Raw genomic sequence first — 13,022 nt, forward strand, 5'->3', positions numbered from 1 at the left:
ACCCAGGCGTGCTGCGGCAAGATGCTGCGAACCGACCGTGGATTTGCCCGAAAATTGCCGATGACTTCGCCGTAAAATCAGCCGACAATGGGCGTGATTTTCGTACCCGGCCCGCCGGGTGCTTCCTGAAATCGACTGACCTGCGAGGATATCTCATGAAATCACTGAAACTTATCGGCCTGGCTTTGGGCGCATCGTTGGCGCTGTCGACAACGGCGCTGGCGCAGGACATCTCCATCGCAGTGGTGGGCCCGATGACGGGCGGCGAATCCGCATTCGGCCGGCAGATGAAGAACGGCGCCGAACAATTCGTGGCCGATTTCAACGCCGCCGGCGGCGTGCTCGGCAAGAAGCTGGCGCTGCAGATCGGCGACGATGCCTGCGATCCCAAGCAGGCGCGCTCGGTGGCGGAAAAGTTCGCCAGCGCCAAGATCCCGTTCGTTGCCGGTCACTTCTGCTCCTCGTCGTCGATCCCGGCGTCGGAAGCCTACGCCGACGGCAACGTGCTGCAGATTACCCCGGCCTCGACCAACCCGCTGTTTACCGAGCGCAAGCTCTGGAACGTGGCGCGCGTCTGCGGCCGCGACGACCAGCAGGGCCTGGTTGCCGCCGACTACATCGTCAAGAACTACAAGGGCAAGAACGTCGCCATCCTCAACGACAAGACCACCTACGGCAAAGGCCTTGCCGACGAAACCAAGAAGGCGCTCAACAAGGCCGGCTTCACCGAGAAGATGTTCGAATCCTACAACAAGGGCGACAAGGATTTTAACTCGATCGTGTCACGGCTGAAGCGCGACAATATCGATCTGGTGTTTGTCGGCGGCTACCATCAGGAAGCCGGCCTGATCCTGCGCCAGATGCGCGACCAGGGCCTCAAGACGGTGTTGATGGCGGGCGACGCCATGAACGACAAGGAATTCGCCTCGATCACCGGGCCGGCCGCCGAAGGCACGCTGTTCACCTTCGGTCCCGACCCGCGCAACAAGGCGACCGCCAAGGCGATCGTCGAGAAGTTCAAGGCCAAGAACATCGATCCCGAAGGCTACACCCTCTACACCTATGCTGCGATGCAGGTCTGGACGCAGGCGGTGGCGAAGGCGAAGACCACCGATCCGAAGAAGGTCATGGAGACCATCAAGGCCAGCGATTGGGACACTGTGCTTGGCAAGTTGGGGTTCGATGCCAAGGGCGACATCAAGGTCATCGACTACGTCGTTTACAAGTGGGACGCCAAGGGCAACTACACCGAGATCAATCCGAAGGGGTCATAGGCCCCTCGTCGATCAGAACCTCAAACGCCCCGGCTTGCCGGGGCGTTTTCATTTTGGGTTCCAGATAATTTTCCGATCGCGGGAACAATTGGGTTCCCGCCGCATTGAGCAAACTGGGCTGAGTTCCATGTCATTGATTTCTCGACCTTAACCGTTATTCCAACTTGATCTGCCGGTGGGGCAGCGGTTCTATCTGTGAAATCGCATTTCAGCCTAAGTGATTTGCGCGCGAACTGGTCGAGGAAACACCATGAGTGACCTTTCCCCTGGGGCATCACCCTCCGTTCGCCGGGTCGCCAAAGCCCAACCAGCCACCACCAACGGCACGTCCGATCCGATGCAGGATCTGCTGCACGCCTTGCAGGCAATGCGCGCGGGTGATTTCTCGGTACGGATGACCGGCGATCACCTCGGCATCGAGGGCAAGATCGCCGACACCTTCAACGAAATCGTCGCCGCCAACCAGCGAATGGCGCAGCAACTGGAGCACGTCGGCCAGGTCGTCGGCCGCGAAGGCAAGACGCGGCAGCGCGTCAAGTTCGACCTGTCGAGCGGATCGTGGGCGGACATGGAGGGATCCGTCAACACGCTGATCGATGACCTGCTGTGGCCGACCCGCGAAGTCACGCGCGCGGTCGCCGCCGTTGCCCAGGGCAATCTACTACAGACCGTGCAGCTCGACGTCGACGGCCGCCCACTTGGCGGCGAATTCTTGCAGTCGGCCAACATCGTCAACACGATGATCAAGCAGCTTTCCGTGTTCACCTCGGAAGTGACGCGCGTGGCGCGCGAGGTCGGCACCGAGGGCAAGCTCGGCGGCCAGGCCCAGGTCCCGGAAGTGACGGGCGTCTGGAAAGACCTGACCGAGAGCGTCAACTCGATGGCCAACAATTTGACCGGCCAGGTCCGCAACATCGCCGAGGTCACCATCGCGGTGGCCAATGGCGACTTGTCGAAGAAGATCACGGTGGACGTCCGCGGCGAGATCCTGCAGCTCAAGGAAGCCATCAACACGATGGTGGATCAACTTCGATCCTTCGCTTCCGAAGTGACCCGCGTGGCGCGCGAAGTCGGCACCGACGGCAAGCTCGGCGGCCAGGCGATCGTCCCCGGCGTCGCCGGCACCTGGAAGGATCTGACCGACTCCGTCAATGCGATGTGCGGCAACCTCACCGCACAGGTCCGCAACATCGCCAACGTCACCACGGCGGTGGCCCGCGGCGACCTCTCGCGCAAGATCACGGTCGACGTCCGCGGTGAAATCCTGGAGCTGAAGGACACCATCAACACGATGGTCGACCAGCTCAACTCGTTCGCTTCCGAAGTGACGCGCGTCGCCCGCGAGGTCGGCACCGAGGGCAAGCTCGGCGGTCAGGCCCAGGTCCCCGGCGTCGCCGGCACCTGGAAGGACCTCACCGACAACGTCAACTTCATGGCCTCCAACCTGACGGCGCAGGTCCGCAACATCGCCGACGTCGCGACCGCCATCGCCGGCGGCGACCTTTCCAAGAAGATCACCGTGAACGTGTCGGGCGAAATCCTTCAGTTGAAGGAAACGCTCAACACGATGGTCGACCAGCTCAACGCCTTCGCGGGCGAAGTGACGCGTGTGGCGCGCGAAGTCGGCACCGAGGGACGGCTCGGCGGTCAGGCCAACGTGCTCGGCGTCGCCGGCACCTGGAAGGACCTTACCGAGAGCGTCAACTCGATGGCTTCCAACCTGACGGCGCAGGTCCGCAACATCGCCGAAGTGACGACCGCAGTCGCCAATGGCGACCTATCGAAGAAGATCACCGTGGACGTCCGCGGCGAAATTTTGGAGCTGAAGGACACCATCAATACGATGGTCGACCAGCTCAACGCCTTTGCCGGCGAAGTGACGCGCGTCGCGCGCGAAGTCGGCACCGAAGGCAAGCTCGGCGGCCAGGCCAACGTGCGCGGCGTCGCCGGCACCTGGAAGGACCTCACCGACAACGTCAATTCGATGGCCGGCAACCTCACCGCTCAGGTCCGCAACATCGCCGAAGTCGCGACCGCGGTGGCGAAGGGCGACCTGTCGAAGAAGATCACTGTCAACGTCTCGGGCGAAATTCTTCAGTTGAAGGAAACGCTCAATACGATGGTGGACCAGCTCAACGCCTTTGCGAGCGAAGTGACCCGCGTCGCGCGCGAAGTCGGCACCGACGGCAAGCTCGGCGGCCAGGCCCAGGTGACCGGCGTCGCCGGCACCTGGAAGGATCTCACCGACAGCGTGAACTCGATGGCCGGCAATTTGACGGCGCAGGTCCGCAACATCGCCGAGGTCGCGACCGCGATCGCCGGCGGCGACCTGTCGCGCAAGATCACCGTGGACGTGCGCGGCGAGATCCTGCAGCTCAAGGAAACGCTGAACACGATGGTCGACCAGCTCAATCGCTTCGCCGGCGAAGTGACGCGCGTGGCGCGCGAGGTCGGCACCGAGGGACGATTGGGTGGTCAAGCCAACGTGCCCGGCGTCGCCGGCACCTGGAAGGACCTGACGGATAACGTCAACTCGATGGCCGGCAACCTCACCGGCCAGGTCCGCAACATCGCCGAGGTGACCACGGCGGTGGCGAAGGGCGACCTGTCGAAGAAGATCACCGTCGACGTCAAGGGCGAAATTCTGGAACTGAAGAACACCGTCAACACGATGGTCGACCAGCTCAACGCCTTCGCCTCCGAAGTCACCCGCGTGGCGCGCGAGGTCGGCACCGAAGGCAAACTCGGCGGCCAGGCCCAGGTGCCTCAAGTGGCCGGCACCTGGAAAGACCTCACCGACAACGTCAACTTCATGGCTTCGAACCTGACCGCGCAGGTCCGCAACATTGCCGAAGTCGCCACCGCCATCGCCGGCGGCGACCTGTCGAAGAAGATCACGGTCGACGTCCGCGGCGAAATCCTGCTGCTGAAGGATACCCTGAACACGATGGTCGAGCAGCTCCGCTCCTTTGCCGCCGAAGTGACGCGCGTGGCGCGCGAGGTCGGCACCGAGGGGCGATTGGGCGGACAGGCCGTGGTGCCCGGCGTCGGCGGCACCTGGAAGGACTTGACCGACAACGTCAACCTGCTCGCAGCCAACCTCACCACGCAGGTCCGCAACATCGCCGAAGTCACCACCGCCGTGGCCCGCGGCGACCTGTCGCGCAAGATCACCGTGGACGTGAAGGGCGAAATCCTCGAGTTGAAAAACACCATCAACACGATGGTCGATCAGCTCAACGCCTTTGCCGGCGAAGTGACGCGCGTGGCGCGCGAAGTCGGCACCGAGGGCAAGCTCGGCGGTCAGGCGCAGGTCCCCGGCGTCGCCGGCACCTGGAAGGACCTCACCGACACCGTGAACTTCATGGCCGCCAATCTGACCGAACAGGTGCGCGGCATCGTCAAGGTCGTGACGGCGGTCGCCGACGGCGACCTGAAGCAGAACCTGACGGTGAAATCGAAGGGCGAAGTCGCAGCCCTTGCCGACACCATTAACAACATGACCGAGACGCTGGCTACCTTCGCCGATCAGGTCACCAGCGTGGCGCGCGAAGTCGGCGTCGAGGGACGCCTCGGCGGCCAGGCCAACGTGCCCGGCGCCGCCGGCACCTGGAAGGACCTCACCGGCAACGTCAACCTGCTCGCCGCCAACCTGACCTCACAGGTGCGCGCGATCGCCGAGGTGGCGACCGCCGTGACCAAGGGCGACCTGACCCGCTCGATCCAGGTCGACGCCCGCGGCGAAATGGCCGAACTCAAAGACAACATCAATACGATGATCGGCAACCTGCGTCTGACGACGCAGGTGAATACCGAACAGGACTGGCTGAAGACCAACCTCGCCAGTTTCACCAACATGCTGCAGGGGCAGCGCGACCTCACGACCGTCGGCCGGCTGCTGCTGACCGAACTGGCGCCGCTGGTCAACGCGCATATGGGCGCGATCTATCAGACCGAGAATCCCGATAGCCCACAATTGCGCCTGCTCTCCGCCTATGCGGGCGATAGCGCCAATCCCCACCCGCTGGTCGTTCAATTCGGCGAAGGGCTGATCGGCCAGTGCGCGATGGACAAGCGCCAGCGGCTGCTGTCGGACATCCCGACCGATACGGCGCCGATCAATTCGGCGCTGCTGCGCGTCATTCCGAGGAATCTCGTCGTGCTTCCGGTATTGTTCGAAAACCAGGTCAAGGCGGTGATCGAACTGTCTTCGATCAGTTCGTTCACGACCTCGCAGATGACCTTCCTCGAACAGCTCACCGACTCTATCGGCATCGTGCTCAACTCGATCGAGGCCACGATGCAGACCGAGGGCCTGCTGAAACAGTCCCAACAACTCGCCGGCGAATTGCAGACGCAGCAGAAGGAACTGCAGCAGACCAACGAGCAGCTCGAACAGAAGGCCCAGCAGCTTGCCGAGCGCAACGTCGAGGTGGAAAGAAAGAACCAGGAAATCGAACAGGCCCGCCGCGCGCTCGAAGAAAAGGCGACCGAGCTTTCGCTGACCTCGAAGTACAAGTCCGAATTCCTCGCCAACATGTCGCATGAGCTGCGCACGCCGCTCAACAGCATCCTGATCCTCGGCCAGCAGCTCACCGAAAATCCGGACGGCAATTTGTCGGCAAAACAGGTCGAATTCGCCCGCACTATCCACGGCGCCGGCACCGACCTGCTCAACCTGATCAGCGACATTCTCGATCTGTCGAAGATCGAATCCGGCACTGTGACGGTCGATGCCGAGGAGATCCTGACGTCGAGCCTTCTGGAGACCGTCGGCCGCCCGTTCCGCCACGAAGCCGAGAACCGCCAACTTTCGTTCAGCGTCGAGGTCGACGAGAATCTCGCCCGCAGCATGGTCACCGACTCGAAACGTCTGCAGCAGGTTTTGAAAAACCTGCTGTCGAACGCGTTCAAGTTCACCGCGGAGGGCGGCGTCAAGATGACCGTATCGGCCGCCGTCGGCGGCTGGAGCGCCGAGCACCCGATCCTCAATCACGCACCCGCCGTCGTCGCCTTCGAGGTGACCGACACCGGCATCGGCATTCCCCTGGAGAAACAGAAACTGATCTTCGAGGCGTTCCAGCAGGCCGACGCCGGCACCAGCCGCAAATACGGCGGCACCGGCCTTGGCCTTGCCATCAGCCGCGAGCTCGCGAGCCTGCTCGGCGGCGAAATTCATCTGCGCAGCGCCCCAGGCAAGGGCAGCACCTTCGTGCTCTATCTGCCGCTGACATATTCAGGCCCCACGGTCGCGCCCCGGGCCCCTGCCTCGTCGCCGTTCGCTGGTGCGCCGGCGCTGCAGGTCGCAGCACAGGAGCGGGTCATCGAACAGTTGCCGGATGACCGGCTCAACCTCGAACCAGGAGATACCATCCTGCTGATCGTCGAAGACGATCTGCATTATGCGCGGGTGCTGATCGATCTGGCGCGCGACAAGGGCTTCAAGGTGCTGGTCGCCAGCCGCGGTGCGGAAGCGCTCGAACTCGCCAAGCAGTTCCAGCCGACCGCGGTTTCGCTCGACGTGTTCCTGCCGGACATGCTGGGCTGGACCGTGCTGAGCCAGCTCAAGCACAATCCGCTGACGCGCCACATTCCGGTGCAGATCATCACGCTCGACGAAGACCGCCAGCATGCCCTGGCGCGCGGCGCGTTCTCCTTCGTCAACAAGCCGACAACGACGGAGGGCGTCAGCGCGGCGCTGTCGCAGATCAAGGAATACGCAAAACCTCGCCGCAAGCGCCTTCTGATCGTGGAAGACGACGCCGCCGAACAGATGAGCATCACCGAACTGCTCGGCCACGACGACATCGAGATTCTCACCGCCGATACCGGCGCCGATGCGCTCTCGACAATGCGGAACCAGCCTTGCGACTGCGTCGTGCTGGATTTGCGGCTGCCAGACATGAGCGGCTTCGAAGTGCTCGACCGGCTTCGCAACGACGACGCGCTATCGACCGTGCCCGTCGTGGTGTTCACGGGGCGGGAACTTTCAGCCGAGGAGGATGCGGAACTTCACACCATGGCGAGGAGCATCGTGGTGAAAGGCGTGGAGTCGCCGGAACGCCTGCTCGACGAAACGTCGCTGTTTTTACACCGTGTGATCACGGAATTGCCAGCCGAGAAGCAGAGAATGCTCGAAAAGCTCAATAGCTCCGATGAGGATCTCGTTGGCAAAACCGCACTTCTGGTGGACGATGACGCCCGGAACATCTTTGCGCTGTCGAGCGTATTAGAACGGCGCGGCATGAAGGTGCTGACAGCTACGACCGGCAATGAAGCCGTTGCGCTGGTCGAGTCCAATCCGAATATCGCAATCGTGCTGATGGATATCATGATGCCGCAGATGGACGGATATCAGACCATCGGCGTCATCAGGCAAAACCCGTCCCTTGGCCGCCTTCCGATCATCGCGCTGACCGCCAAGGCGATGAAGGGCGACCGCGAGAAATGTCTCGAAGCCGGCGCTTCCGACTATCTCGCAAAACCCGTCAATACCGAGCAGTTGCTGCTCGCCATTCGAATGTGGCTACACCGCTGACCGGCGTATGCAGATGATGGACCAAGACAAGGTAAACATTCTTCTGGTTGACGATCAGCCGGCGAAGCTGCTCGCCTATGAAGTCATCCTGAAGGAACTCGGCGAGAACCTGGTCAAGGCTTCGTCCGGGCGTGAAGCGCTTGAGTTCCTGCTCAAGAACGACGTCGCGATCATCCTGGTCGACGTCTGCATGCCCGAACTGGACGGGTTCGAACTGGCCGCGATGATCCGCGAACACCCCCGCTTCCAGAAGACGGCGATGATATTCATCTCCGCCATCCAAGTCAGCGACATCGACCGGCTGCGCGGCTACGAAATGGGTGCGGTCGACTATGTTCCGGTGCCCGTCGTGCCGGAGGTGTTGCGCGCCAAGATCAAGGTGTTTGCGGAGCTCTATCGCAAGACGCGCCAGCTCGAGCGCCTCAACGTCGAGCTCGAAGATCGCGTTCGCGCCCGCACCGCCGAACTGGAGGAATCGCACGCGAGGCTTTTGGAAAGCGAGCAGCGCCGCAGTCTCGCGATAGCCGCCGGGAAGATGGGATCCTGGGACTGGGACTGGGTCAATGGCGACTGGATGTGGGATGAAGGCCAGTATCAGATCCTTGGCATCGATCCCCACAAGTTCGAGCTGACGCCGGCCAATATCCAGGCGCTGTTTCACCCCGATGACGTTCATGAACTGCACGAGGCGTGGGCGAGCTTCGCCCGAGGCGCGAAATCATACGAAGCGGAATTCCGCATCATCCGGCCGAATGGCGAGATGCGCTGGTGCGCGGGCACGGCGGCGGCAAGCACCGACAAGGGCGGCCGTGTCATCCGCGTCAGCGGCGTCACCGTCGATATCACCGAGCGCAAACAGGCCGAGGAGCGGCAGAACCTGCTGGCGCGGGAGGTCGATCACCGTGCCAAGAACGCGCTGGCGCTGGCGCAATCCATCGTCCGGCTGACGCGCGGCGAGAACGTGAAGACCTATATCCGTTCGGTCGAAGGGCGGATCAACGCGCTGGCGCGGGTGCACACCGTGCTCTCGTTGTCGAGCTGGCAAGGCGCCGAAATAAGAAAACTGATCGACGAGGAGCTGGCGCCCTATTCCACCGGCGAACAGATCGACTTGTCCGGTCCGGAGGTCCAGCTCGAGCCGGCGACGGCCCAGACCGTCGCGCTGGCGCTGCACGAACTCGTCACCAATTCGGCGAAATACGGCGCCCTGTCGGCGCTGTTGGGCCGACTGTCGGTGAGCTGGGAAGACCAGGCGGGCCTTCTCAAGATCATTTGGGTGGAGACCGGCGGGCCGCCGGTCGAGAAGCCGGTATCGCGAGGGTTCGGAACCAGAAGCGTGATTGCCAGCATCGAGTCGCAGCTCGGTGGCCATGCCGAATTCGACTGGCGCCGGGAGGGCCTCGTTTGTTGCCTCTCGGTCCCCTTGCCGCATCGGCAGTTTACCGCCGAGCCGGTTTCGCTGCTCGAGGCTACCGCCGACGGCAATGGCCTGCGACGCGCGGGGCGGTAACCCTACGCGATCTGGATTTTTGATTTGACGCGTTTTCTTGACGCGAACCGGTCCCCACTTCGCTGGAGGCTTTAGCGCGCCGCCGCTGCGGCGGCCCCGGCCGACGGCCGGCGCGATCCCTGCGCCGCTTCGATCGCGCGCATCAAATCCGGCGGACGAAACGGTTTCTGCAGACAGACCACATCGGAGAGCTCAGGCGTCTCCGACAGAAAGTCCAGCGCGGTCATTCCTGAAATCGCAATGACGGGCAGACCGGGCACGCGGGCGCGCAGCATCGCAATCAGTTCTGAGCCGTTGGTGCCCTGCAGAAAGATATCGACGATCGCAAGATCGAAGCTTGCTTCCTCGAACAGCTTCAATGCGGATGCGGCGCCCTCTGCCTCGACGATTTCGAACTGATGGATGCGCAGCACGATGGAAATGATCGTACGGACGCCGGCCTGATCGTCAACAACAAGCACGCGCGGCATCGAAGCCTCCCGGATCGGTCGTGCGAACAGCTTACGATGAGAATTCGTGTATTTCGGCGGTTCCGCGGGCATTATTCAGCCGGTCGGTAAAGAGGCGGTTACCCGCCTGGAGCGGGATGACTTTTCTTCGAATCGTCATCCCACTCTATCTCTTTGATTTACGCATGATCTTTTCGGAAAACCGGTACCCACTTTTCCGGATCATGCTCTAGCGAGTTCCTCTCCAGGCATTGCCAGGTAATATATAACTTGAGTTGATTCCCGCCGGGGCGACACTAGCGTAGACTTGGTGCAGCGATACCGGTGGCGTCAATCCCGGTGGCGTCCGACTTTCGGCTGGATGTCCGGCCGCGCTGAATGCATTACTTTCCAGCGTTTGAGACTATTGCCAATTTGAAGCTATTGCCATGGCGCGTTCGTTGCCAGTTTGCCGGAGACGACAATGGGTGACGAGCGCAACATCTTTCTTTCGACCATGCCGACGACGCGCCGCGATCGTATGGCCGCGCTCGCCGTGGTCGGCGTCTCAGCGGTGCTGTTCGCCTGCGCCGTGCCATTTGCCGGCGTGCCGCTCACCCCGATCCCGGCATTCGTTGCGAGCTACCAGTCCGCGCTCGCCATCAACGACCTGATCACCGCCATCCTGCTGTTTTCGCAGTTTTCGATTTCCCGTTCGCGGGCGATGCTGTTGCTCGCCAGTGGATATTTGTTCACGGCGCTGGCAGCCATCGTCCACGCGCTGACCTTTCCCGAACTGTTCGCGCCCGGCGGCCTGCTCGGCGCGGGAACGCAGACCACCGTCTGGCTCTACATGATCTGGCACGGCGGTTTTCCGCTGCTCGTCCTCGGCTACGCCTTGCTGAAGGCAAGGGACAACGAGCGGAAGATCCAGGGTTCGACCGGCGCGGCAGTCGTTACGAGCATCGTTGCGGTCGGTGCCGCGATGGCCGCATTCACCTGGCTCGTCACCGCCCAGCACGACCGTCTGCCGATCCTGCTGAGCGGCGGCCATTACACGCCCATCATGCTCGGAGTGGTCTCGACCGTATGGTGCCTCAGCCTGGCTGCATTGATCGTGCTGTGGCTTCGCAGACCGCACTTCGTCCTCGACGTCTGGCTGATGGTGGTGATGTGCGCCTGGCTGTTCGACATCGCCCTGTCGGCGATCCTGAACGTGGCGCGATTCGACGTCGGCTTCTATCTCGGCCGCATCTATGGCCTTTCTGCCGCGAGCTTCGTGCTCGCCGTCCTGCTCGTCGAAAATGTCGGCCTGCAGGCCAAGCTCGCCCGCCTGCTCGGATCATTGCGCTTGCAAGCCGCCTCTGAAAGAGACCTTCGCACCGAGCGCGACAGCCTTTTTAGCGCTGTCGTGGAATCGTCCAACGACGCCATCATCACCAAACTGCTGGACGGCACCATCACGAGTTGGAACGGAGCCGCTGAACGCCTGTTCGGCTACACGGCCGCGGAGGCGATCGGCAGGCACATCAATCTCATTGTTCCGCCGGACCGGCGCGACGAGATACGCAATATTATTGAACGGATCGGCCGAGGCGAGCCGATTGCACATTACAAAACGTCGCGCATGCGCAAGGATGGCAGCACCGTCGACGTTTCGCTGAGCATCTCTCCCATCCGCACCGCGTCCGGCAAGATTGTCGGCGTTTCCAAAGCTGCGCACGACATCACCGAGAGCAAGCGGACACAGCAGGCGCTCAGCCAGGAAATCGAGGAGCGGCGGCGCATCTTCGAGTCCTCGAACGACCTCATCTTCGTGACCGATTCCGCGGGGAATTTCATCCAGGTCAGCCCGAGCGTCACTGCCATCCTTGGCTATCATCCCTCCGACATGGTCGGACGCAGCGCGATCGAATTCATCCATCCCGACGATCTCGAACACACCCGCAGGGAGATGCGGGCGGGACGACGGGGGTACAGCAAGCGCAATTTCGAGACGCGTTATGTCAACAAGGAGGGCAAGGCGGTCGCGCTGAACTGGACCGGAAACTGGTCGGAGCCGGTCCGCCGCCACTTCTTCATCGGCCGCGACCTGACGGAAAAGCAGGCCGCGGAAGCCCAGTTGCGGCATGCGCAGAAGATGGATGCGGTCGGCCAGCTCACGGGTGGTGTCGCGCACGACTTCAACAACATCCTGACCGTGATCACGGGCACCATCGGCATCCTGGAAGAAGCCGTCGCCGATCAGCCCCAGCTCGCCGCCATCGCCAAGCTGATCGACGAAGCCGCCGAACGCGGGGCCAACCTGACCAAGCACCTGCTGGCCTTTGCCCGCAAGCAGCCGCTGCAGCCGGTTGAAGTCGACGTCAACGCGCTGGTGCTGGAGTCGGCGAAGCTGCTGAACCCGACGCTTGGCGAAAACATCGAAATCACGCCGCTATTGGCCGAAGATGCATGGACCGCGCTGGCCGATCCAAACCTGCTGACGACGGCCGTCCTCAACCTGGCAATAAATGCGCGCGATGCCATGCCCAACGGCGGCAAGCTCGCGCTCGAGACCAGCAACGTCTTCCTCGACGACAACTACGCGAGCATGCACGACGAGGTCACGACCGGCAATTACGTGATGATCGCGGTCAGCGACACCGGCTCCGGAATCTCGCCCGCGCTGCTCGAACGGGTATTCGAACCGTTTTTCACGACCAAGGAGGTCGGCCGGGGCACCGGCCTTGGCCTCAGCATGGTGTTCGGCTTCGTCAAGCAGTCGGGCGGTCACGTCAAGATCTACAGCGAGGAAGGCCACGGCACCTCCGTCAAGATCTACCTGCCGCGGGCGACGGGATTGCAGCAGACCACGGCGGAAGCGCTGGTCTCGGCGCATGTCGAGGGCGGCAACGAAACGGTCCTCGTCGTCGAGGACGATACGCTGGTGCGGCGCTACGTGATGACCCAGATCGAGAGCCTGGGCTACACCACGCTCGAGGCGTCCAACGCTTCCGACGCCCTGCGCTTCATCGACGAGGTCCCCGCCATCGACCTGCTTTTCACCGACGTGATCATGCCCGGCATCATGAACGGCCGCCAGCTCGTCGACGAAGCGCTGAAGCGGCGGCCGGGCCTCAAGACCCTGTTCACATCGGGATATACCGAGAACGCCATCGTCCATCATGGCCGCCTGGATTCCGGCGTGCTGCTGCTGGCAAAGCCCTATCGCAAATCCGAACTCGCCAGGATGATCCGGCTGGCGCTTGCCAGTTAGGCAAACTGCAACA

The 13,022-nt window shown here is 62.5% G+C and carries 5 protein-coding genes; 4 read left to right on the forward strand and 1 reads right to left on the reverse strand.

All coding sequences use genetic code 11. From position 1 onward, the window contains the following. The first annotated feature begins 155 nt into the window (after positions 1–155). From V1294_RS27945 to V1294_RS27955, 3 genes are all read left to right on the forward strand, one after another. Positions 156–1,274, forward strand: coding sequence for a branched-chain amino acid ABC transporter substrate-binding protein (locus tag V1294_RS27945; protein WP_334501662.1), 1,119 nt, complete (start codon positions 156–158; stop codon positions 1,272–1,274). A gap of 250 nt (positions 1,275–1,524) precedes the next feature. Beyond that, positions 1,525–7,812 (forward strand): HAMP domain-containing protein, encoded by a 6,288-nt coding sequence (locus V1294_RS27950; RefSeq protein WP_334501664.1) that lies wholly within the window; start codon positions 1,525–1,527, stop codon positions 7,810–7,812. A gap of 16 nt (positions 7,813–7,828) precedes the next feature. Then, positions 7,829–9,322, forward strand: a complete 1,494-nt coding sequence (locus tag V1294_RS27955) for an HWE histidine kinase domain-containing protein (protein ID WP_334504852.1) — start codon at positions 7,829–7,831, stop codon at positions 9,320–9,322. 71 nt (positions 9,323–9,393) lie between these two features. Here the strand turns inward: V1294_RS27955 and V1294_RS27960 are convergent, their stop codons facing one another. Continuing rightward, positions 9,394–9,792: a response regulator gene (locus V1294_RS27960; protein ID WP_334501665.1), complete on the reverse strand. Its 399-nt coding sequence runs from the start codon at positions 9,790–9,792 to the stop codon at positions 9,394–9,396. Between the two features lie 442 nt (positions 9,793–10,234). Here V1294_RS27960 and V1294_RS27965 point away from each other — a divergent pair, with 442 nt between their 5' ends. Further along, on the forward strand, positions 10,235–13,009 hold the full coding sequence (locus V1294_RS27965; RefSeq protein ID WP_334501666.1) for a PAS domain S-box protein: 2,775 nt from the start codon (positions 10,235–10,237) through the stop codon (positions 13,007–13,009). Positions 13,010–13,022: the final 13 nt, after the last annotated feature.

Origin of the sequence: Bradyrhizobium sp. AZCC 1678 (assembly GCF_036924765.1) — a bacterium.
GTDB classification, from domain to species: domain Bacteria; phylum Pseudomonadota; class Alphaproteobacteria; order Rhizobiales; family Xanthobacteraceae; genus Bradyrhizobium; species Bradyrhizobium algeriense.

Coding starts and splice junctions, on each gene's coding strand:
- V1294_RS27945 (WP_334501662.1), top strand. CDS start 156: ATGAAATCACTGAAACTTATCGGCCTGGCTTTGGGCGCATCGTTGGCG.
- V1294_RS27950 (WP_334501664.1), top strand. CDS start 1,525: ATGAGTGACCTTTCCCCTGGGGCATCACCCTCCGTTCGCCGGGTCGCC.
- V1294_RS27955 (WP_334504852.1), top strand. CDS start 7,829: ATGGACCAAGACAAGGTAAACATTCTTCTGGTTGACGATCAGCCGGCG.
- V1294_RS27960 (WP_334501665.1), bottom strand. CDS start 9,792: ATGCCGCGCGTGCTTGTTGTTGACGATCAGGCCGGCGTCCGTACGATC.
- V1294_RS27965 (WP_334501666.1), top strand. CDS start 10,235: ATGGGTGACGAGCGCAACATCTTTCTTTCGACCATGCCGACGACGCGC.